The 22,140-nt window shown below is 46.0% G+C and carries 19 protein-coding genes, 15 tRNA genes and 1 rRNA gene; 28 read left to right on the plus strand and 7 right to left on the minus strand.

What is annotated here, in order from left to right; all coding sequences use genetic code 11:
• The 20 genes from rrf to KNQ13_RS13275 all read left to right on the plus strand — a co-directional run.
• Positions 1–98, plus strand: a 5S ribosomal RNA gene (gene rrf / locus KNQ13_RS13180); the annotation flags it as partial.
• A gap of 6 nt (positions 99–104) precedes the next feature.
• Positions 105–179 (plus strand) — tRNA-Asn (locus KNQ13_RS13185).
• Between the two features lie 28 nt (positions 180–207).
• Positions 208–298, plus strand: a tRNA-Ser gene (locus KNQ13_RS13190).
• Between the two features lie 21 nt (positions 299–319).
• Positions 320–394: transfer RNA gene (locus KNQ13_RS13195), tRNA-Glu, on the plus strand.
• A gap of 10 nt (positions 395–404) precedes the next feature.
• Positions 405–478 (plus strand) — tRNA-Met (locus tag KNQ13_RS13200).
• Positions 479–486: 8 nt separating this feature from the next.
• Positions 487–562: transfer RNA gene (locus KNQ13_RS13205), tRNA-Asp, on the plus strand.
• A gap of 7 nt (positions 563–569) precedes the next feature.
• Positions 570–645 (plus strand) — tRNA-Phe (locus KNQ13_RS13210).
• Between the two features lie 28 nt (positions 646–673).
• Positions 674–757: transfer RNA gene (locus KNQ13_RS13215), tRNA-Tyr, on the plus strand.
• 5 nt (positions 758–762) lie between these two features.
• Positions 763–833, plus strand: a tRNA-Trp gene (locus tag KNQ13_RS13220).
• Between the two features lie 13 nt (positions 834–846).
• Positions 847–919: transfer RNA gene (locus KNQ13_RS13225), tRNA-His, on the plus strand.
• 10 nt (positions 920–929) lie between these two features.
• Positions 930–1,001, plus strand: a tRNA-Gln gene (locus KNQ13_RS13230).
• A 7-nt stretch (positions 1,002–1,008) separates the two neighbouring features.
• Positions 1,009–1,083 (plus strand) — tRNA-Gly (locus KNQ13_RS13235).
• 6 nt (positions 1,084–1,089) lie between these two features.
• A tRNA-Cys gene (locus KNQ13_RS13240) sits at positions 1,090–1,163 on the plus strand.
• 32 nt (positions 1,164–1,195) lie between these two features.
• Positions 1,196–1,276, plus strand: a tRNA-Leu gene (locus KNQ13_RS13245).
• 4 nt (positions 1,277–1,280) lie between these two features.
• Positions 1,281–1,351 (plus strand) — tRNA-Gly (locus KNQ13_RS13250).
• 37 nt (positions 1,352–1,388) lie between these two features.
• Positions 1,389–1,459 (plus strand) — tRNA-Gly (locus KNQ13_RS13255).
• A gap of 87 nt (positions 1,460–1,546) precedes the next feature.
• The gene (gene queG / locus KNQ13_RS13260; RefSeq protein ID WP_014969657.1) at positions 1,547–2,707 is read left to right on the plus strand and encodes a tRNA epoxyqueuosine(34) reductase QueG; all 1,161 of its coding nucleotides are present in this window, start codon (positions 1,547–1,549) and stop codon (positions 2,705–2,707) included.
• Positions 2,682–3,170, plus strand: coding sequence for a methylated-DNA--[protein]-cysteine S-methyltransferase (locus tag KNQ13_RS13265; RefSeq protein ID WP_026831249.1), 489 nt, complete (start codon positions 2,682–2,684; stop codon positions 3,168–3,170). The genes queG and KNQ13_RS13265 overlap by 26 nt, the downstream gene beginning before the upstream one ends.
• Positions 3,170–3,643 (plus strand): tRNA (uridine(34)/cytosine(34)/5-carboxymethylaminomethyluridine(34)-2'-O)-methyltransferase TrmL, encoded by a 474-nt coding sequence (gene trmL, locus KNQ13_RS13270; RefSeq protein ID WP_014969659.1) that lies wholly within the window; start codon positions 3,170–3,172, stop codon positions 3,641–3,643. The genes KNQ13_RS13265 and trmL overlap by 1 nt, the downstream gene beginning before the upstream one ends.
• A gap of 242 nt (positions 3,644–3,885) precedes the next feature.
• On the plus strand, positions 3,886–4,452 hold the full coding sequence (locus tag KNQ13_RS13275; RefSeq protein WP_014969660.1) for a DUF5366 family protein: 567 nt from the start codon (positions 3,886–3,888) through the stop codon (positions 4,450–4,452).
• A 1-nt stretch (position 4,453) separates the two neighbouring features.
• Here KNQ13_RS13275 and KNQ13_RS13280 read toward each other — a convergent pair whose 3' ends face one another.
• On the minus strand, positions 4,454–6,229 hold the full coding sequence (locus tag KNQ13_RS13280; protein WP_026830947.1) for a transglycosylase domain-containing protein: 1,776 nt from the start codon (positions 6,227–6,229) through the stop codon (positions 4,454–4,456).
• A 205-nt stretch (positions 6,230–6,434) separates the two neighbouring features.
• Here KNQ13_RS13280 and KNQ13_RS13285 point away from each other — a divergent pair, with 205 nt between their 5' ends.
• From KNQ13_RS13285 to KNQ13_RS13300, 4 genes are read left to right on the plus strand one after another with little or no spacing between them, the layout of a single operon-like run.
• Positions 6,435–7,595: a glucose-1-phosphate adenylyltransferase gene (locus tag KNQ13_RS13285; protein WP_209548443.1), complete on the plus strand. Its 1,161-nt coding sequence runs from the start codon at positions 6,435–6,437 to the stop codon at positions 7,593–7,595.
• 13 nt (positions 7,596–7,608) lie between these two features.
• Positions 7,609–8,709, plus strand: a complete 1,101-nt coding sequence (gene glgD, locus KNQ13_RS13290; RefSeq protein WP_026830948.1) for a glucose-1-phosphate adenylyltransferase subunit GlgD — start codon at positions 7,609–7,611, stop codon at positions 8,707–8,709.
• A 14-nt stretch (positions 8,710–8,723) separates the two neighbouring features.
• A complete protein-coding gene (gene glgA, locus KNQ13_RS13295; RefSeq protein WP_026830949.1) occupies positions 8,724–10,175 on the plus strand; it encodes a glycogen synthase GlgA in 1,452 nt (483 codons plus the stop codon).
• A gap of 28 nt (positions 10,176–10,203) precedes the next feature.
• On the plus strand, positions 10,204–12,630 hold the full coding sequence (locus KNQ13_RS13300) for a glycogen/starch/alpha-glucan phosphorylase (protein ID WP_026830950.1): 2,427 nt from the start codon (positions 10,204–10,206) through the stop codon (positions 12,628–12,630).
• Positions 12,631–12,672: 42 nt separating this feature from the next.
• On the opposite strand, the gene KNQ13_RS13305 is transcribed toward KNQ13_RS13300, so the two are convergent.
• Positions 12,673–13,488: a sulfurtransferase gene (locus tag KNQ13_RS13305; protein WP_236624401.1), complete on the minus strand. Its 816-nt coding sequence runs from the start codon at positions 13,486–13,488 to the stop codon at positions 12,673–12,675.
• A 106-nt stretch (positions 13,489–13,594) separates the two neighbouring features.
• On the opposite strand from KNQ13_RS13305, the gene KNQ13_RS13310 reads away from it, so the two are divergent.
• Complete coding sequence (locus KNQ13_RS13310) at positions 13,595–15,331, plus strand: phospho-sugar mutase (protein WP_026830951.1); 1,737 nt, start codon at positions 13,595–13,597, stop codon at positions 15,329–15,331.
• Between the two features lie 156 nt (positions 15,332–15,487).
• The gene (locus KNQ13_RS13315) at positions 15,488–16,384 is read left to right on the plus strand and encodes an aldo/keto reductase (RefSeq protein WP_026830952.1); all 897 of its coding nucleotides are present in this window, start codon (positions 15,488–15,490) and stop codon (positions 16,382–16,384) included.
• Positions 16,385–16,460: 76 nt separating this feature from the next.
• On the opposite strand, the gene KNQ13_RS13320 is transcribed toward KNQ13_RS13315, so the two are convergent.
• The 5 genes from KNQ13_RS13320 to KNQ13_RS13340 form a co-directional block, all read right to left on the minus strand.
• Positions 16,461–16,649, minus strand: a complete 189-nt coding sequence (locus KNQ13_RS13320; RefSeq protein ID WP_014969669.1) for a hypothetical protein — start codon at positions 16,647–16,649, stop codon at positions 16,461–16,463.
• Between the two features lie 141 nt (positions 16,650–16,790).
• Positions 16,791–17,438 (minus strand): amino acid ABC transporter permease, encoded by a 648-nt coding sequence (locus KNQ13_RS13325; protein WP_034770010.1) that lies wholly within the window; start codon positions 17,436–17,438, stop codon positions 16,791–16,793.
• Positions 17,438–18,199 carry a transporter substrate-binding domain-containing protein gene (locus tag KNQ13_RS13330; RefSeq protein ID WP_026830953.1) on the minus strand — a complete coding sequence of 254 codons (762 nt, stop codon included), beginning with the start codon at positions 18,197–18,199 and terminating at the stop codon, positions 17,438–17,440. Before KNQ13_RS13330 ends, KNQ13_RS13325 begins: the two co-directional genes overlap by 1 nt.
• 161 nt (positions 18,200–18,360) lie before the next feature.
• Positions 18,361–19,467 carry an ABC transporter ATP-binding protein gene (locus tag KNQ13_RS13335; RefSeq protein WP_014969672.1) on the minus strand — a complete coding sequence of 369 codons (1,107 nt, stop codon included), beginning with the start codon at positions 19,465–19,467 and terminating at the stop codon, positions 18,361–18,363.
• Positions 19,468–19,589: 122 nt separating this feature from the next.
• Positions 19,590–20,423, minus strand: coding sequence for a PucR family transcriptional regulator (locus KNQ13_RS13340; RefSeq protein ID WP_026830954.1), 834 nt, complete (start codon positions 20,421–20,423; stop codon positions 19,590–19,592).
• Between the two features lie 71 nt (positions 20,424–20,494).
• Between KNQ13_RS13340 and KNQ13_RS13345 the strand changes: the two genes are divergently transcribed.
• Both KNQ13_RS13345 and KNQ13_RS13350 read left to right on the plus strand, forming a co-directional pair.
• Positions 20,495–21,631, plus strand: coding sequence for a DUF445 domain-containing protein (locus KNQ13_RS13345; protein ID WP_026830955.1), 1,137 nt, complete (start codon positions 20,495–20,497; stop codon positions 21,629–21,631).
• 20 nt (positions 21,632–21,651) lie between these two features.
• On the plus strand, positions 21,652–22,029 hold the full coding sequence (locus tag KNQ13_RS13350; RefSeq protein ID WP_012369586.1) for a YlbF/YmcA family competence regulator: 378 nt from the start codon (positions 21,652–21,654) through the stop codon (positions 22,027–22,029).
• Positions 22,030–22,140 lie beyond the last annotated feature (111 nt).

Raw genomic sequence — 22,140 nt, forward strand, 5'->3', positions numbered from 1 at the left:
GTGGTCACACCCGTTCCCATGCCGAACACGGAAGTTAAGCACTTGAACGCCGAAAGTAGTTGGGGGCTTCCCCCTGTGAGGATAGGACGCTGCCAGGCGATCGTTCCGCAATAGCTCAGTGGTAGAGCAACCGGCTGTTAACCGGTAGGTCGTAGGTTCAAATCCTACTTGCGGAGCCATTATATTTACTTCTTCACCACAAGCAATGGAGAGCTGTCCGAGTGGCCGAAGGAGCACGATTGGAAATCGTGTAGGCGTCATAAGCGTCTCAAGGGTTCGAATCCCTTGCTCTCCGCCATAACATTTTCAATTTTAAGATGGCCCGTTGGTCAAGCGGTTAAGACACCGCCCTTTCACGGCGGTATCACGGGTTCGATTCCCGTACGGGTCACCATTTTTATTAGCGCGGGGTGGAGCAGTCTGGTAGCTCGTTGGGCTCATAACCCAAAGGTCGTCGGTTCAAATCCGGCCCCCGCAATTACATACGGTCCTGTGGTGTAGCGGTTAACATGCCTGCCTGTCACGCAGGAGATCGCGGGTTCGAATCCCGTCAGGACCGCCATTGTTAAGGCTTTGTAGCTCAGTCGGTAGAGCAGAGGACTGAAAATCCTCGTGTCGGCGGTTCGATTCCGTCCAAAGCCACCATATGATTTTCAAATGATTTTCCCATTGTGGGGGGGTAGCGAAGTGGCTAAACGCGGCGGACTGTAAATCCGCTCCCTCGGGTTCGGCGGTTCGAATCCGCCCCCCCCCACCACTCTTAGGGGCATAGTTTAGCGGTAGAACTACGGTCTCCAAAACCGTCAGCGCGGGTTCGATTCCTGCTGCCCCTGTTTTATTATTATGGCGGTTGTGGCGAAGTGGTTAACGCACCGGATTGTGATTCCGGCATTCGTGGGTTCAATTCCCATCAGTCGCCCTTTTATTATTGGGCTGTGGCCAAGTGGTAAGGCACTGGATTTTGATTCCAGCATGCGAAGGTTCGATCCCTTCCAGCCCAGCTTTTGTGCGGAAGTAGTTCAGTGGTAGAATACGACCTTGCCAAGGTCGGGGTCGCGGGTTCGAATCCCGTCTTCCGCTCCAATAAGTGGCGCCATAGCCAAGTGGTAAGGCAGAGGACTGCAACTCCTCTATCGTCAGTTCGATTCTGACTGGCGCCTCCAATTTCTAATTTAATGTTTATGCAAGAGATTGTGCCGGTGTGGCGGAACTGGTAGACGCGCACGACTCAAAATCGTGTTCCTTTGGAGTGTCGGTTCGATTCCGACCACCGGTATCTTGCGGGTGTAGTTTAGTGGTAAAACCTCAGCCTTCCAAGCTGATGATGAGGGTTCGATTCCCTTCACCCGCTTTTACCTTTGTTACAATCTCAAGATTCACCTGATTATGCGGGTGTAGTTTAGTGGTAAAACCTCAGCCTTCCAAGCTGATGATGAGGGTTCGATTCCCTTCACCCGCTTACCTGAAAAGAGCAACGTGTCGTTTTTAATTGACACATTGCTCTTTTTGTTTAGAAATGAAAAAATGATGGGAAAGGAGCGATATGATGGATGGAGCGGCATTAAAAGCTCAGTTGCAGGCGTATGCAACGGAAATTGGGATTGATGAATTCCGTGTCACGACGGCAGATCCTTTTTTAGTGATGAAACAACGACTCATTCAACAACAAGAAAAGGGATATGCGTCGGGTTTTGAAGAACCTGATTTAGATCGGCGAACAACCCCGACGCTGTTATTGGATGATGCAGTATCGATCATTGCGATTGCCGTTGCTTATCCAAGTAAACTAAAGGATGCTCCACGTGGCAAAGAAGGGGAACGACGTGGAATTTTCGGTCGTTCTTCCTGGGGGCTGGATTACCATCAAGCTTTAAAAAACCGGCTCATGCTTCTCGAGGAAAAAATACACACACTCTCTCCAGGGAGTCAGACACGTTCGATGGTCGACACAGGAGAGTTAGTCGACCGGGCAGTCGCAGAACGGGCGGGAATCGGATTTAGCGGAAAGAATTGTTCGATCATCAGTGAGACCCACGGCTCCTATCTCTATCTAGGTGAGCTGATCACAGATTGTTATCTGCCGCCAGATGAGGCGGTAGAAGAGTTGTGTGGATCCTGTACGAAATGTATGGATGCTTGTCCGACAGATGCACTGGTCGAGCCCGGTGTAATTGATGCGAAACGCTGTATCTCGTTTATTACACAAACCAAAACGCTGATTCCGGAAGACTTCCGTTATGCGCTTGGAAATCGGTTATATGGCTGTGATACGTGTCAACAAGTCTGTCCCTACAATCGAAAAAAACACGCAACGCAACATGCAGAACTTCAACCGGATCCAGAACAGGTTAAACCGTTACTGATTCCATTACTGTCACTCAGTAACCGGGAATTCAAGACACGATTTGGTTCCTTATCTGGTGCATGGCGTGGGAAAAAACCGATACAACGAAATGCGGTTTGCGCTTTGGTTCATTATCAGGACCGGACGGCACTTGATGCCTTACGCACGATGGCAGAAACGGATCAGCGGGAAGATATGCGTGCTTTAGCAATTTGGGCAATTGGAAGAATTTCCGGTCAAGAAGCCGAGGGATATGTTCAAGATCGTTTGTCGGTAGATGCGGCAAACGATGTTCAAGTAGAAGGAGCACGTTTACTCGACGAATGGAGGGCGGAACGTGCCGTATCATCAACTGAAGTGTAGTTTTGGTGAACTGCTTGTCGCCTGGAATGATGATGAGCAAGTAGTTTATCTAGATTTTGGGCTCGACAAGACCCGCCTTGGACGCTATCTTGGGAAAGATAGTTATGAGCAAGCACCGTTACCGGAAACACTTGCCGCGGCATTCGAAGCTTATGAGAACGGATGTCCGGAGGCATTTGATACGGTTCCTTGCCGCCTAGACGTGACGGATTTTCAACGACGTGTCTTAACGGCACTGCGAACGATTCCGTTCGGACAAACGGCAAGCTATGGACAACTCGCACGGATGATTGGTTCTGACAAGTCAGCTCGTGCTGTTGGCGGAGCACTCAATCGAAATCCAATTGCTTTGATTTATCCGTGCCACCGGATCATCGGGGCATCCGGTAAGATGACAGGTTTTGCTAGTGGTATTGCCCAAAAAGAAGCGCTACTTGCGCACGAGTCAGGAGAGAATATTTAATGGCTATTCATGTAGTAATGTATCAACCAGAAATCCCGCAAAACACAGGAAACATCTCACGGACATGTGCGGCGACACATTCGGTCTTACATTTAATTCGTCCACTCGGTTTTTCGACGGATGACAAACAACTCAAACGAGCAGGCCTTGATTATTGGGAGTTCGTAGATGTGCGTTACCATGATTCGTTAGAAGAGTTATGGAGCAAACACCCGGACGGGACGTTTTATTACATCACGAAGTATGGCGAAAAATATCCTAGCCAAGTGGATTTATCCAATGTCGAAGAAGATTACTTTTTTGTATTCGGACGTGAAACGAAAGGACTCCCTTTAAACGTCATCGATGAAAATCTCGACCGTTGCATTCGTCTGCCGCAGTCGAATCTCGTTCGTTCGTTGAATGTATCGAACACAGCGGCCATCATTGTGTATGAAGCGTTACGCCAGCAAGGTTACGCAAACTTACTATGAATCAACAAATCCCCCTGTCCCGAACTAACGGGCAGGGGGATTGTTTTATTCGTTACCTTCAGGTTTTTTGTTGTAGCCTGCGGTGAAAATCGCTGTCAAGAAAGCGAGACTAACGCCTACCATTAAAATAAATGCCATTTTTGCTTCCCCCTTTAGTCTCAATAACCGATATAATCTATTATAGTATACTTGTTAGTGTAATTGTGTGCTACATATGAATTTTCTATGAATGGAGACCGAACATGCGGACGAACGTCTACTTATTGAGTTATGCCCCTTTGATCAGTATCTTGCTGTTTAGCACGTCACTTGCGATTGCTACGTCCGAGCTGGCGCTTACTTGGTTAAACGATGTCGGGGTATATGACGAGCTGCTGCAAATCCTCAGTGCACGGAATACGAAGTTGTTGGTCTGGCTTGGTTTTTTGATCGTCTATTTCATGATTTTCAGTTCCTTGAAACTGATTTCCGATACGATCAATCAGCTTGGATTTGCTTTTTTCATCAAAGAGCAAGTTGGAACGACTTTGAGCCTGTTACGTCCGGGCAGTATTTTATTATTGATTGGCGGATGTATCAGCTTTGCCTTCATGACATCGTTCCCACTCGTCTGTCTGGTATTAGCGATCTCTTTTTTGATTTACTTTTTCTTTTACGTGTTTCAAATCAGTAAGATGACGACTTCAGCAGGAGCAATCGGATTAGTTGTATTTCTTTTTCTCGCCTGGGGTATGCTGTTGGCTGGACTTGCATGGGTCGGCTTAAGTTTATTCAATTCACTTGGAGAAGCGGTCCTGTTCCCGAAGTGAATCATCGTAAGATTTCTGCCCATGTCTTGACTTGAAGCGTGCTGTTGGCTTCAACAGGAAAAGCTCGAGGAAGATCCGCGCCGAGCCAAATGCCACCAACGTGTTGATCCTTCATGCCGACGAACCACATGTCCTTGTTATCGTTTGTCGTGCCTGTCTTTCCACCGATATAGGCAGGCCGTGTATCATAGCCGAGACGTCCGGTACCGTACGTCATGACGTTATGGAGTCCTTTCCGTAGTAACTGGTTCGTTCGACTGGACCAAATCCGGTCCGTCTGCAGCGAATGGCGGTAAAGAGTCCCTTGATCCGTCGTGATGGTCCGAATCATCGAGGACGGACTGTAGAGGCCATCGTTGACGAACGTCGTATAGGCATTGGTGAGCTCAAGCGGACTGACGCCATATTTCAGGCCGCCCAGAGCACTGTTGTATGAATTGTCTTCATCGGTCCATTGACTGAACCGAAACGGTCGAATCGTCTTTAACCCTTCGTTAAACGAAACCGCAAAGGCACGTAAGGCCGGCGTATTATAGGAATAGGCGATTGCATCCGCAATCGTCACGCGCCCGAGTATCCGGTTACTGCTATTTTGTGGACAATATCCATCAAAACAGACGGGGCTTCCGTCCAAGCGACTCGTTAACGTTTTTTTCGTTTTTTCGAGATAGGGTCCATAGACGAGTAACGGTTTTAACGTTGATCCAGGTTGTCGATAAGACTGGACGGCTCGATTCAGTTGTCCCGGTAAAGTCGATTTGTTCCCGACGAGGGCCGTGACTCCACGGGACCTTCCGTCAATTCCGACGTAAGCGCCTTCAATCGGACTGGGAAGTTGTTGAATCGCTTGTTTCGCCCGTGTTTGTTCCGCAGGGTCGAGATAAGTCTCGATGACGGCACCATGCTGATGCAGATATTGTTTCGCCTCTGAGGAACTGATGTTTTGGACGGAAGCCGTGTGACGAATGGCTTCCGATACACTAGCATCGATGTAGTCCGGATAACGGATCAGAGGTTTACGGAACGTGACTTGAACCGGTTGCTTACGTGATTTGCTTGAGATATCACGTGTCTGTTCTAACGCCTTTAAGATCCGTTGTTGCCGTTTACTCGTATTTTTCGGGAAACGTAACGGATCATAAAGGGACGGATTGTTCGGAATCGCAGCTAAATAACTGACTTCCGCCCAGTTCAAATCGGTGGCATGTTTGCCGAGATACGACGTCGCGGCCAACTCGATCCCGTAGATATTATTGGCAAAGTAGGCTTGATTGACATAGGCTGTCAAAAGTTCTTTTTTTGAATATTTTTGTTCGAGTGAAATCGAAATCAAGATTTCTTTTATTTTTCTAGTATATGTTTTTTCAGTGGAGAGATACGTCATTCGGGCTAATTGTTGGGTGATCGTACTCCCACCCTGGCCTTTACTATCACCCGTTTGGTTTTCTGTGAAGGCCCGTAAAATGCCCGTGATATCATACCCGTCATGCTGGTAAAATCGCCGGTCTTCAATCGCGATGAAAGCCTGTTCGATTTTTGGTGGTAACGCACTTGGCGTTAAATCGTTTCGTCGTAACCCATCGTATAATTCAAGGCGCTCTTTTTGATACGTGACGGTAATTGGTTGGTAAGAAGACAGAGGTCGATCGGTCGTCTGTTGATCCGCCCAAGTGAATAAATCCGAAGCGACGTTTAACTGATCACGAACCGAAAATAATGTCATGACTAAACCAAGTGCTAAAGCAACTACTAAAACATATCCTGTCGTAATTCTCATGTAAACTCCTTTCAAAAGGCATTTCATCCCTATTATCGGTCTTTTTTAGGGAAAACAGTAGAATTTTTTAGAAATTTGTATTTTAATAAATCTATTTTGCAGGAATGTTATATTAAAAAGAGAAAAGGTGGGTATATAAGAGTATCTGTATAAATTAGATCATACGACTATTGTAAAAAAAGAGCATGAAACTGGAGGGGACGAAATGGCTAAAAAGAATGTCGTCGCGATGTTGCTTGCGGGCGGAGAAGGAAAACGTCTAGGAGCACTTACGAAACATACTGCAAAACCGGCGGTCGCGTTTGGAGGGAAGTATCGGATCATTGATTTCCCATTATCGAACTGTACGAACTCAGGAATCGATACAGTAGGGGTTTTAACACAATATGAACCACTCGAACTCAACCGTTACCTTGGAATCGGAAGTGCGTGGGATCTCGACCGACGAAATGGCGGATTAACGATTCTTCCTCCGTACCAGGCCCAAAACGGAAAGAACTGGTATGAAGGGACGGCTAACGCCATCTACCGGAATATGAGTTACATCAATCAATACCATCCCGACTATGTGCTCGTGTTGTCAGCGGATCATATTTATAAAATGGACTACGAAAAAATGATCGAAGAACATCGCCAAGGCGGAGCAGACGTTACCATCTCTGTCCGTGAAGTCCCATGGGAAGAAGCTCCGCGCTTCGGGATTCTAAATACAGATGACGATCTTCGAATCAATGAATTCGAAGAGAAACCAGAAAACCCAAAATCGAACTTAGCGTCGATGGGGATTTACGTCTTTAACTGGGATATCTTGAAACGTCACTTGATTCAAGATGCAGGCGATGCGGAATCAAGCTTTGACTTTGGAAAAAACATCATTCCGAACATGTTGTTTGAAAACTTGAACATTCGTGCGTATAAATTCAAAGGGTACTGGAAAGACGTAGGAACAATTCAATCACTTTGGGAAGCAAACATGGACTTGCTTGCAGCAGACCCTGAGTTTGATCTGTACGAACCTTCATGGAAAGTACATTCCGTCAACCCGAATCAACAACCACAATACATTGGAAATAACGCCGAGATTGAGACTTCGATCATCAATGAAGGATGCCATATCGAAGGTGAAATCAACCATTCGGTTCTGTTTTATGGAGTCGATGTCGCAGAAGGATCACTTGTCAAGGATTCAGTCATCTTCCCGAACGTCAAGATTGGGAAAGACGTCACGATTCACCGGGCGATTCTCGCGGACGGTGTAGTGGTGGAAGATGGTGCGACGATCGGAACACCAAATGGTGAAGTGTTCGTCATCGAAGCCAACAGCGTCATCAAGAAAAATGAAGTCATCAAAGAAGCGATCCAATAAGGGGGAAGTACCGATGAAAACAGATTTACTAGGGGTTATCAATCTGAGCGGAGAAGAAGGATTCTTTAAAGAATTGACAGAACACCGAAACCTAGCCGCTGTACCGTTTGCGGGTCGTTATCGGTTAATCGATTTCACGTTGACGAACATGGTTCAAAATGAGATTGCGAATATCGGTGTCTTTACACTTGAAAAATACCGGGCAATGATGGATCACCTCGGTTCCGGTAAGGAGTGGGATTTGGACCGTTCGAACGGTGGACTCTACATCTTCCCACCAGCCTTATCGCAAGATGCGCATGAATTCCGCGGCGATCTGTCGAACTTCCATTTACACCGTGACTTCTTCTTACGGAGTAAAGAAAACTATGTCGTCATCTCTGGATCAAATATCTTGTCGGCAGTCGATTATCGCGATGTCCTCCGGGAACATAAAACATCGAATGCAGACATCACGGTCGTCTATACGAAACGTGATTTACCATGTAACTATTGCCGTCCGATCCGTTTCAGTGAACAAAACCGAGTGACGGCAATCGGTTCACGTGGATATGAACCGTCAGATGAGACGTTCTACATGGAGACGGTCGTGCTTTCAAAAAACCTGTTTGTCCGTCTCGTTGACGAAGCGATCGGTCGCGGAGAATATGATTTACTGCAAAGCATCATCCGTTCGCAGTTAAACCGACTGCATGTCCATGGTTACGAACATACAGGGACATCACAAGTCATTCATTCACTTCGTTCGTACTACCGCGAAAGCATGTTGCTGCTCGAACAGTGGGGAGCGATCAACGATTTCCAACATGTCTATACGAAGATCAAACACGAACCACCGACCCGTTACTTACCGGGATCAACGATCAAGAACTCACTGGTTGCAAACGGCTGTAAGTTAGAAGGGACCGCGACGGACAGCATTCTCTTCCGTGGAGTCAAGGTCGGGAAACATGCCCGCATCAAAAACTCGATCATCATGCAAAAATCAATCATCGAAGAAGGCGCTGTCGTCGAATACGCGATCCTTGACAAAGAGGTAACGGTTAAACGTGGACAAGTCATCCGCGGAACGGCTGAAGAACCGATTGTCATCAAAAAACAAACAATCGTTTAAAAGGGGATGTCATCATGAAGGTATGGTTTGCTGCCACAGAAGCGACACCATTCATCAAGACAGGGGGGCTAGCTGACGTCGTCGGCTCGCTCCCTTTAGCGCTTGCTGAAGAAGGTGCGGAAGTTTCGGTCATCTTGCCGAACTATGGTCAAATAAAAGAGCAATATAAGTTAGAGATGGAGTTTCTGTTTGATTTCATCGTTCCAGTCGGGTGGCGTCAACAATTTGGCGCAGTCCTACGCTTGAAACAAGATGGCGTGACATTTTATTTCATTGACAATGAATATTACTTCAAACGGGATGGCGTGATTTACGGTCATTATGATGATGCCGAGCGGTTCGCCTATTTTTCGAGAGCAGTTCTCGAAATGGTTCAACGTGTCGAAGAATCGGAAGTACCGGATATCATTCATTGTCATGACTGGCAGACGGGTGTCCTTCCTGCCTTTTTACGGATTCATTATCAACACCTCAACCGCTATCATGACATCAAGACAGTCTTTACGATCCATAACCTGCAATACCAAGGTGTTTTCCCGGAAGAAGTCCTGGGCGATCTGCTTGGTCTTAGCCATGAACACTTCACGGCAGACGGTATCGCACACAATGGTCTGGTCAACTACATGAAAGCGGGACTTGTGCACGCCAATCAGATTACGACGGTCAGTCCGTCCTATCGTGATGAAATCATGGATCCATACTACGGTGAGACGTTAGAGCCCGTTTTACAGCATCGTGCAGTAGATGTGCGGGGGATTCTTAACGGAATCGATTACCGACAGTTTAGTCCTGAGACGGATGAACATTTAGTGGAAAACTATGATGTCAAAACGGCAGAAGCCGGAAAAGCCGTGAACAAAGCTGCGTTGCAAGAAGAACTGGGATTACCGATCAATCCCGATGTGCCACTCTTTGGATTTGTGTCGCGTCTCGTCGACCAAAAAGGAATCGATTTACTCGCGCATATCTTACCTGACCTATTTGAACTGGATGCCCAGTTCATCATCCTTGGTTCAGGAGAAGCGGAGTATGAAGGATTATTCCAGCACGCTTCAACGATTCGTCCGGATAAAGTAGCCTCGTATATCGGATTTGATGTTGGTCTAGCCCAACGGATTTATGCCGGAAGTGATGCGTTCTTAATGCCGTCTCGTTTCGAACCGTGTGGACTCAGTCAATTGATTTCGATGAAGTATGGTTCGTTGCCTGTTGTCCGTGAAACAGGTGGGTTACGCGATACGGTTCAACCGTTTAATCAGTTCACATTAGAGGGAAATGGTTTCTCGTTCTCGAATTATAATGCACAAGAGTTTTTAGATGCGATCAAACGAACGATCGATACGTATCATGATAAGCCGGTCTTCCAGCACTTGATTGAAACAGCGATGGAAGAAGATTTCAGTTGGATTCGTTCAGCTGACGAGTATTTGGCGCTTTATCGTTTAATCGCACCGTCTGTCGACTGATTGGGATTACGGGAAATGGGGTTTTTTGATGTTCAAAGACAAAGAGAAGTTCAAGAAGAGGTTTAATGAACGATTTATTTCGATGCATGGTAAGGCGATGGAAGATGCGACAGAAAATGATGTCTATCAGACGTTAGCTTACATGGTGCGGGAATACGTTACATCGGACTGGATGCGGACAAAGGAAACGTATATTCATAAAAAAAGCAAACAAGTCTATTATTTTTCACTTGAATTTTTACTTGGTCGGTTCCTGTACAACAACTTGCTGAGTCTAGATGTGTTAGAAGACGTCCGGAGTGGTCTTGAAGAACTTGGGTATGATTTGGCAGACTTGACGGAAGAAGAACCGGAACCGGGGCTTGGGAACGGGGGACTAGGGCGTCTAGCGGCCTGTTTCCTTGATTCACTCGCAGCACTCGGCTTGCCTGGTCACGGAAACGGGATCCGCTACCAATATGGTCTCTTCAAACAAAAGATCATCGACGGATATCAGGTCGAGTTACCGGATAACTGGCTGAAAAACGGCAACATGTGGGAAATTAGACGGTCGGACAAGGCTGTTGATATCCCATTTGGCGGTCACGTCTGGTTAGAAGAAGTCGAGGGTGGTGGTTATCGTGTCCACCACGAGCCAGCTGAGATCGTCCGGGCTGTCCCGTATGATATGCCAATCGTCGGATATCAAAATGGGATCGTCAACAATCTGCGCCTCTGGAGTGCAGAGTCTCCGTACGACGACGATGAGCTGTTGAATCAACACCGAGGAAACTATAAAGATTTGCTCGTCCACAAACAATCGATCCAGACGATTTCTGAATTCTTGTATCCAGACGATACGACGTATGAAGGAAAAGTCTTACGTCTGAAACAACAATATTTCTTTGTCTCAGCCGGATTACGAAGTATTTTGTTGTCACATAAAAAACGCAATACATCGTTTAAGCATCTTGGAAACCAAATTGCGATCCATATCAACGATACGCATCCTGTCGTGGCGATTCCGGAACTGATGCGGATTTTGATTGATGAAGAGGGATATGCCTGGGAAGAAGCGTGGCGGATTACGAAAAGCGTCATGTCGTTTACGAACCATACCTTACTTTCGGAAGCACTGGAACGTTGGCCGGTCGATCTGTTCCGCAATCTGTTGCCGCGTATCTATCTGATCATCGAAGAAATCAATCGTCGGTTCTGTAAGGATGTGCTTGATAACTATCCCCACTTGGAATCGAACATGGGAGAAATTGCCATCATAGCGGACGGTATGATCAACATGGCGAACTTAGCGGTCGTTGGGACACATTCGACGAACGGTGTCGCACAGATTCATACGGAAATCCTGAAACAACGGGAAATGCGTTTGTTTTATGAAATGTTTCCCCTTCGTTTTAACAACAAGACGAATGGCATCACACACCGTCGTTGGTTCTTGCTGTCGAATCCGACACTTGCGAATCGTGTCACCGAGGCGATTGGGGACAGTTGGATCAATCATCCGTCAGATTTACAAAAATTGACGAAGTTTGCTGAGGATCCGATACTTCAACAAGATATCCAAGCAATCAAACTAGCGAGCAAAAAAGAGCTAGCCGAGTTGATTGAAACAGAAACGGGAATCGTCGTCGATCCACATTCGATTTTTGATGTCCAAGTGAAACGACTCCATGCGTATAAACGACAGTTACTTAATGCTCTGCACATTCATTCTTTGTATTATCGCCTAAAAGAAGACAAGTCGTTTAAGATGACACCCCGGACATTTATTTTTGGGGCAAAGGCGGCACCGGGTTACCACTACGCCAAAGAAGTCATTCGGTACATCAATGCGCTTGCTAAACTCATCAATACGGATCCGGAAGTCAGTCCGTACATGAAAGTCGTATTCCTTGAGAACTACCGCGTCTCATTAGCCGAAAAGATTTTCCCGGCGAGTGATGTCAGCGAACAAATTTCAACGGCCAGTTATGAAGCATCTGGCACAGGAAACATGAAGTTTATGATGAACGGAGCCTTGACGGTCGGGACGCTTGATGGAGCGAACATCGAGATCCGTGACGAGGTCGAAGATGCGAACATCTTCATCTTCGGACTGACGCCGCAAGAAGTCATGAATTATAAGCAGTACGGAGGATACAGTGCGTACGATCAGTACAGTGCGCAACCGGAACTTCGTCGCATCATCGACAGCCTTGTCGATGGCTCTGTATTCCCGACAGGTGAATTTCAGGCGATATATGATTCCTTGTTGACCTACAATGACGAGTATTTGATTCTAAAAGATTTCCTATCGTATCAACAAGCACAAGAACGAATTGGTCGCGCGTACCAAAATCCGGAAAAGTGGTACAAGATGGTCATCATGAATATCGGGAAATCAGGTGTCTTCTCGAGCGACCGGACGATCAAGGAATATGCAAACGCGATCTGGAATATCAAGCCAGTCCAAATGTAAAGAAAGTCCGATCGGAATTGGACTTTCTTATGATAATCAGGTTCACTTAGTGATGTCATTTGTCTGACTGATCCAGTCGCTATAGGATCCAGCGTATAACCTGACATCGGTTTTCCCTAATGCATGAAGGGCTAGGACGTTGACGCAGGCCGTGATACCGCTACCGCAATATAGAATCGGTGAATCGGCATCAAGAAGGTCGGCGTACAGTTCTTTCAGGTCTTCTGCATCCTTTAAGCGTCCGTCAGGTGAAATCGCGTCTTCAAAAAAACAATTTACAGCACCGGGAATGTGACCGGCAATCGGATCAATCGTTTCGTTCTGACCACGGAATCGATCCGGTGAACGGGAATCCACGAGGAGTGTCTCTTTCGAACGGTGTAATACTTGTTCGTAATCTACGAGCATCGCGTCTTGGAAATCTGCTTGATAGCTTGAACGTTCAAAAGTGATCACGTCATCGCTCATCGGAAAATCAAAGGCCAGATAAGAAGACAGTCCACCTTCAAGGACAACGACACGTTCATGACCAGCCCATTTCAATAACCACCAGGCGCGGGCGGCATAAGGGAATCCATCATCGTAGAGGACGATAAAATCGTCTCGATGTATCCCATGTGATTCTAACGTCTGAATCCATTGTTCCTTAGAAGGCAGCGGGTGGCGTCCTCCTGTTGCGGCACGGGGCCCGGATAAGTCGGTTGCTAAATCCATGTATTGTGCGCCCTGAATGTGACTCGTCTGAAAGGCTCCCCGGCCGTAATCTGGATGTTGCAGATCATAACGACAATCAAACCAACGAATCTGATCGGTATGAACAAGTTGCTGCAAGTCTGTCATTTGAATGGTTGGAAACATAAACATCACCTCGACCCTTTCTAAAGTAATCATATGAAAGGTGACGCGTTACCGCAAGTCGTAACTAAAAGTCTCAAATAAACGAAATCAAAGGAGTGGACAGCATATGTCATGGAAAGAAACCTATCAAAAATGGAATCAGTTTTCTGGACTGGAAGCAGAACTCAAACAGGAACTGACAGCTCTTGCAGCCGATGATAAAGCGGCAGAAGATGCCTTTTATAAAGAATTAGAATTTGGAACAGGTGGTATGCGTGGAGAAATCGGCGTCGGAACGAACCGGATGAACGTCTATACGGTTCGTAAAGCGTCACAAGGATTTGCAGATTTCATCAAAGCGGAAGGGGCAGAAGCGGTCGCACAAGGAATCGTCATTGCCCACGATTCCCGTCACTATTCTCCAGAGTTCGCGTTAGAAGCAGCGAAAACACTTGCAAGCAACGGAATCAAAGCCTATTTGTTTGACGGTCTCCGTCCGACACCCGAATTATCGTTTGCGGTACGTGAACTTCGTGCAGCAGGTGGGATCGTCATTACAGCAAGCCATAATCCGCCGGAATATAACGGGTATAAAGTGTACGGTAATGATGGTGGACAGTTACCACCAAAAGAAGCCGATGATCTTGTCTCGTACGTCGATCAAGTCGCGGACGAGTTGGCGATTGAACTCGAAGCAGAAGAAGTCTTACGGGCAAACGGATTGATTGTCCGTGTCGGTGAACAGTTGGATGATGCGTATCAAGAACAATTAAAAACGATTCGTGTGTTACCAACGATTCAAGACGAGTTGACAGCACCTCTAAAAATCGTCTTCACACCCCTTCATGGAACAGGGCTCGTACCGGTGACGGTTGGTCTGAAAAATTACGGTTTTGAACACGTGACGGTCGTTGAAGAACAAGCGAAGCCAGATGGGGCGTTCCCGACGGTATCTTCTCCGAATCCGGAAGAGCATGCTGCCTTTACATTGGCTATCGAATACGGAAATCGTGTCGATGCAGACGTCTTACTCGCAACGGATCCAGATGCCGATCGTGTTGGCGTCGCAACACGTGATGCGAATGGCGAGTGGGTGGTGCTGACAGGGAATCAAACAGGTGCTTTGTTATTGGACTACATCCTGTCCCAAAAAGCGGCACAGGGAACATTGCCGAAAAATGGTTTTGTCGCAAAAACAATCGTCACGTCCGAGCTCGGTGCCTTGATTGCCCGCCATTACGACTTGCACGTTGAGAATACGTTGACTGGATTCAAGTTCATTGGAGAAAAAATCAAACAATACAATGCCTCTGGTGAATATGAGTATTTATTTGGCTATGAAGAAAGCTACGGATATCTAATCGGTGACTTCTGCCGGGACAAAGATGCCGTCCAGGCGTGTCTCCTTGCAGCAGAGATGGTAGCATACCATAAGAAGGAAGGACGGACACTCTATGAGGCATTACAAGCCATCTATGAGCAATTCGGTTATTTCGAAGAGTCACTTCGTTCGTTGACGTTAAAAGGAAAAGACGGAGTAGAACAAATCGGACGCATCATGGATACGTTCCGGGAACATCCACCAAAACAAGTTGCTGGTGAAAAAGTTGTCTTGTTTGAAGATTACGATGCAAGCATTGCCCATGATTTGATTCAGCATAAACCGTCGCCCATCAATCTACCCAAATCAAACGTCTTGAAATTCACGTTAGAAGACGGATCATGGTTCTGCCTGCGTCCTTCCGGTACTGAACCGAAAATCAAGTTTTACTTCAGCGTGACGTCTCCTGACGCAGCCGAAACATCGCGTAAACGTCAAATGATTGAAGATGAAGTCATGCAGGAAGTCGAACAAATTCAATAATCCAGCCTAGATGGAAAAGCCGACAAAAGGAACAGCATGTTTGTCGGCTTTTCGTATGGTTTCCTCCAAAAAGAAAGCGTAGGCCGTGCAACCGTTATCAATATCATGTAGAGTGAACGGTGAAGCAAGAAATCGAGATAGAGGAGATGACGTATGATGGAACGAATCCACTTAACAGAAGAACTTTCATTTTCAAGAATTGTTCATGGTCTATGGCGGTTAAACGAATGGAACATGACAGCAGAAGAACGACTTACACTAATCGAACAATGTCTGGAGCTTGGGATTACCACCTTTGATCACGCAGATATTTACGGGGACTATACGAATGAACGGTTGTTTGGTGAAGCGTTGGCACTTAAGCCAGAACTCCGTGATCGCATGGAAATCGTTACGAAAACAGGAATCAAGATGAAAGGGAATCACTTTTCACAGCAAAAACTCTCTTTTTATGACACGACAAAAGCACATATCATTGATCATGCGACACGTTCGTTAAAAGAACTGGGTGTCGAGTACATTGATACGTTATTGATCCACCGTCCGGATCCGTTGATGGACCCTAATGAAATTGCCGAAGCATTCGTCGAGTTGAAGGAATCAGGAAAAGTCCGGACCTTTGGATTATCGAATCATTCACCGGCACAACAGAGTTTGATTCAATCCCGTCTACCTTTCATGCTCGTGACGAATCAGCTCGAACTATCTGTCGCAGAGCTCAAACATTTTGAAGATGGATCAGTTGATCTATGCCACGAAAACGAAATGCCGGTCATGGCATGGAGTCCACTCGCAGGCGGGCGTTTGTTCAAGGAAGAACAGTTTGCACCGTTACGTGAAAAATTAGAAGAAATCGGGCGTGACCTTGGGGCGAAAGATATTGATGAAGTCGCCTATGCGTGGTTGCTGAAACATCCAGCACGCATCATGCCAATCGTCGGTTCAGGTAAAATCGAGCGCATCGAATCAGCGGTTCGAGCGACGCGTCTTGACTTGTCTCGTGAGCAGTGGTTTGAAATCTTAAAAGCATCCCGTGGACGGGACGTCGATTGAAAAATAGCCTTCGGGCTATTTTTTTGCAAAAAAAGTCCCATCTCAAGGGGGAGTTGAGATGGGAGTATCTATAGGGTTATGCTTCGAGGCGAAGCATTTCCTGACGATATTTATCTAGACGTTCTTTACTAGCAACAACGGCTGCTTGATCACTGACTTGGATAGCATCGAAGAGCGTACTGAGCTCATAATCGATTTCGAGGCGTAGCACTGGAATCCGCTGCTCTGCATCTTGTCTACGGAAAGCTTCAATTACTTGTTTCATCTCGGCCACGCTCCTTTTAAAATTATCAGATAATTCTGATTTTTTTTAGTATACTTGATTATTCCCGACTTGCCTAGTATTAAACCCTAAAAAGATTAAAAAAATACACTTGGAATGTGTAATCATTCCAAGTGTATAGAATTATTCCGGAATACTGAATCGTGCTTCGAGTCGATGCTGAACACCTTGAATCAAGGTAGACATGATCCAATAAATCGCTGCCGAGAACAGTAGTAAGGGCATGACGAGATACGTCGTCGCCGAGATTTGATCGGAGACATACGTCAGTTCTTCAACAGCAACAATCGTCCCGAGTGACGTCGATTTAATGATATCGATGACCGAGTTCGAAAGAGGCGGAATGGCACGAGACAAGGCTTGCGGAAGAATGACGTCCTTGAACGTCTTACGGCGTGGAATGCCGAGTGAATCAGCCGCTTCCCATTGTCCACGGTCGACAGATGAGATGGCTGCCCGGAATGATTCCGAAATGTAAGCCGAGAAGTGAAGCGATAGACCGAACGCTAACGCTTGAAAACCAGTCAGTTGCAGTACGACGAGACCATTATATAAGATCAGAATTTGAAGTAACAATGGGGTTCCTCGGAAAAACGAGACATACAATCGTGCGAAGCCGCTTAAGACGGCGAAGCGGCTATCCCGCATGACAGCAAGAATCAGACCAAGAAAAAGCGCAAAGACGATGGCAAATCCACTTGCAAGAAGTGTAGTGCCAATCGCCTTTCCGTAGACGTCCGCGTTATCACGGACGATTGTAAACAATTCCATCACTTACTGATGTCCTCGTTAAAGTATTTTTTCCCAAGATCTGCGAGCGTGCCGTCTTCTTGCATCTCTGCGAGTGCTTTGTTGAAGTCTTCCGTATACTTGCTGTTTTTAGCCATCATCAGACCAGATTCGTTTTTATCAAACGTCTCACCGACTGCTTTCACTTTATAACCCGCTTTTTTGAGTTCCGTTAAGACAAACAGACGGTCGTTCATAGCAGCATCAACTCGACCTGCTTCAAGGTCTTTTAAGACTTGGTTCGCACCTTTATAGTATTTCACTTTTGCGCCAGCTTCTTCAGCCGTTTTAGCGTAAAGTGAACCTTGTGTCGAACCAACGACCTTTCCTTTGAGATCATCAAGCGTTTTGATATCGTTTGTTTTATTGTTGACGATGATTGTTGAACCAGAAACCGTATAGGCATCAGAGAAGACGTATTTTTCTTTCCGCTCATCCGTGATTCCCATTTGGTTCGCGATGACATCGATCCGTTTTGAATCAAGTGCTGGAATCAATCCTTTGAAGTCCATCGCTTTGTACTCGACTTTATAGCCGGCACGTTTTGCGACTTCATTCATGACTTCGATGTCATAACCAGTAAGCTTTCCTTTTTCTTTATACGTAAATGGTGGGTACGTTGCTTCCGTCCCAACTGTCACGATTTTTTCATCTTTGTTTGCTTCTTCGTTAGAAGCGCCGCACGCCGCTAACACCCCCGCTGTTGATAGTGCTGCTACTGCTAGCTTTAGTCCGTGTTTCATAGCGCTCTCTCCTTTAATAAATAAATGATTTCAATTCCTAGTTTTCGAATAGGATTAATTTAAGACTACAAGCAGTATCATACAAAGTTACAGGAACGTCTGTCAATAAAAAAGACTGCCCATGAATGGACAGCCTGACTACGGTCACTGAATCTCGAAGATTAACGGATTGTTGCTTCTGTTGCCGCGTCGAAGAAATGTGCTTTCGTCATATCGAAGAAGAGGTCTAAATCTGAACCCATCTCAACGTGTGAACGCGAATCGACACGTGCCGTGAATGCCTGGTTTCCGACTTTTGAATAGAGATAAGATTCAGCGCCCATCAATTCAGAGACTTCGATGTGAGCTTGGAAGCGGTGTGCTGTTTGCGTATCTTGATAAATCAATTCAGCATGAATGTCTTCCGGACGGATGCCGAGAACAAGATCTTTACTTGTATAACCACGTTCGCGGAGAACTTTCATTTTGCCTTCTGGGACTTCGAATTTCTCTTCTGTGCCTGTGACATGGAACAGACCATCTTCAGCGAGTTTTCCAGTCAAGAAGTTCATCGATGGGGAACCGATGAAACCTGCGACGAACATGTTATCCGGGTGATCATATACTTCTTTTGGTGTACCGACTTGTTGGATAAGACCGGCTTTCATGATGACGATCCGTGTAGCGAGTGTCATCGCTTCCGTCTGATCGTGTGTCACGTAAATCGTTGTCGTCTCAAGACGTTTGTGCAACTGGATGATTTCCTTACGCATTTGCACACGAAGTTTTGCATCCAAGTTCGAGAGTGGCTCATCCATCAAGAAGACTTTAGCATCACGGACGATGGCACGACCGATCGCGACACGTTGGCGTTGTCCACCCGAGAGGGCTTTTGGTTTACGCTCCAAGTATTCTTCAAGTCCAAGAATTCGGGCTGCATTGTCAACACGTTGTTTGATTTCGTCTTTTGGGAACTTGCGCAGCTTCAGTCCGAATGCCATGTTGTCATACACGTTCATATGCGGATATAGGGCATAGTTTTGGAAAACCATTGCGATATCACGATCTTTTGGTGCCACGTCGTTCATCCGTTTGCCATCAATCGTAAAGTCTCCACCTGAAATTTCTTCAAGACCAGCAATCATTCGAAGTGTCGTTGATTTCCCGCAACCTGATGGTCCAACAAACACGATGAATTCTTTATCTTTAATATGAAGGTTAAAATCATCAACCGCTTTTGCTGTTCCAGAATAAACTTTATCAATATGATCAAGACGAATATCTGCCATGTGTACATCCTCCTGTAAATTAAGTAATCGATTAATATAACGCTTACAAGGATTAGTATAGGAGAAAAGGGCAAAAAAGCATATGGACAACATGACTAAATGTAACCGTTATCATTTGGTCACTATGCTACAAGTAACAATGTGTACAAAAACGTAGCTCCTTCGAAGGAGCGTATATCGATTTCCGTTTGTTCGGTCAACCGGTCGAGTCGGTACTGCAGGCTATTACGATGTAAAAAGAGATGTTTTGCCGTCAGTGACACATTGAGATTAGCGCGACAAAAAGCATGGATGGTTTCTCGCGATTCATATTCGAGTGGCGTGATGAAACGTTGGGTCAACTCATGACGGATCTCCGCAGATAAGAGAACCAATCGTGTCAGCGCTGGAAGGAACCGTTCGATATGCAAAAGTGGAATTTCTCGTAAGGCGGCCTGCTCTAGGCGAAACTGAGTAGCGATATCACCGGACTTACGTTGTTGTCCGATCAACACTTTCCCATCGATCAGAAAATCAGATTGGAGTGCTGTAAAAAAGTCGTGAAGATCCTCTTCAGGAACAGTTTCTTCACGTTCGATGACGACAAGACGATTGGCGGTCAGTGGAATGATCAAGCTGGATGAATGAAAAAAGGAATACAGCAACTGCTGTAAATCTTCACTAGTCCGTTCATCCAGTTGTTCAAACAAAAAATGAATCATCCGAAAGGGAGAGGGTTCTTCTGCTTGATTTCGTTCCAGTCGATGGCGCCAGGAGGTGACTTGATCAGAACTCGAGGTGACGACGCGTTCCGCAAGCAAGTCGAGCAAGTCTGCTTCTCGAGTCGTTAAGATGGTATTTTCGACACCGAACCGAAGTCCATCTGCCAACTGATATACGGTATACTTATCGGTACAGTAAACAGTGGGATCGGTCGAAAGGTGATCTTTGAATAAGACGGTTAATTGTTGTAACATACGAGGCGCCTCCTTAAAAAAATTCTACTTTGACTTTACCACAATACTAAAATTGGAAGGAACGAGAACCTATGCAAGTGGAAGTAGATTTTATCCTGAAAGCCATTGGAATGATCTTGATTGGAGCATTGATCGGGGCGGTCACCAATCATCTCGCGATTCGGATGTTGTTTCGGCCGCTCGAAGCGAAGTATATCGGAAAGTACCGGATTCCATTTACACCCGGATTAATTCCGAAACGACGTGATGAATTAGCAGCAAATCTCGGACGAACGGTCGTCAAACATTTATTGACGCCGGAAGGAATCAGCAAGCGGCTTCAGCAGCCGGTCGTATATGAAGCGATTACCCGAATGATTCAGCAGGAGTTACAGAAGTGGACGCGGTCGACGATAACGATTCGTGAAATCGCTGAACGGTTCGTCACGAATCCGGAAGAAAGATTGCACCATCAAATGGAACGGCGGATTGATCAGGAATTGGCAACAATGGTAGACGCAATTAAAACGGCACGACTATCAGAAGTCATCGGGGATGGTGGGACAACAAAAATCAAGGCCGCAATTCCTGGAATTGTCGAGGCGTTACTTCATCAAACCGAACAGTATTTTGAAAGTCCTGCCGGGAAAATGAAACTGGAAGAAACCGTCGCTCAGTTCATTCAAAGCAAATTAGGCGGAGGAATGTTCGGGATGTTGCTTGCCAATGTCAATATCGTCGAAATGATTCAACCGGAACTTAAACGGGTAATACAAGGAAAGTCGACACACCAATTCATCAGTGAAATGGTCGAACAAGAAGTCGGTACATTATTAGAACAGCCGGTCGAATCACTCCTCGAGGTGGAGACGGAACGACAAATCACCGAGCGGATGAAATCAGAGATTTTAACGCGTATTCCATTGACGAAATTATGGGATACGCAATTGCACGAACTACTGGAACCGTTCGAAGCCCGGATCAGTCAAGAGATGGTACCGGTGCTTTCTAAACAAGTGGTGGTCCGCCTGGTCGAACAAGTCGAGAGAATCCTGGCGACACTAGATCTCGAAACGATTGTCCGGGAAGAAGTTGATTTACTTGATACGGCGTATCTGGAAGAAATCGTCTTGTCGATTTCAAGAAGGGAATTCCGGGCTATCACTTGGCTTGGAGGACTGTTAGGTGGTTTAATTGGAGTAATACAAGCGATACTTCTTATCGTTTAACTAAATTGGAGGGTTCAAACATGTCTGAAACAAACTTATACGATCATGCTTACACACTCGAGCGTGCACTTCGCGAAACATCAGAATACACGACATTAAAAGATCTTTATGCTCAAGTCAATGCGGATCCGATGTCAAACGAACTATTCGCTTCATTCCGGAATGTTCAACTGGAATTACAACAAAAACAAATGCAAGGTGAAGAAATTACACCTGAAGATATGGCATCGGCACAAGCGAAGATGCTGGAAGTCCAAAACAATCCGTTGATTGGTCAACTGATGCAGGAAGAACAACGCATGCACACGATGCTGACGGAAGTGACACAAATCATCATGAAACCGCTCGAAGAACTATATGCGCCGATGATGGAACAAAATCAAGACGACGTTCAGTGAAAACATAAAAAAGCCTCGGCTTTAGACTGACCTAGCAATATGAGACACATATAAAACACCTTGATTAGGCTGCCAGTACACCATATTTTTTAGGTGTCAGGTAGCCTAATT

Origin of the sequence: Exiguobacterium sp. s128, from assembly GCF_018618815.1 — a bacterium.
Taxonomy (GTDB): domain Bacteria; phylum Bacillota; class Bacilli; order Exiguobacteriales; family Exiguobacteriaceae; genus Exiguobacterium_A; species Exiguobacterium_A antarcticum.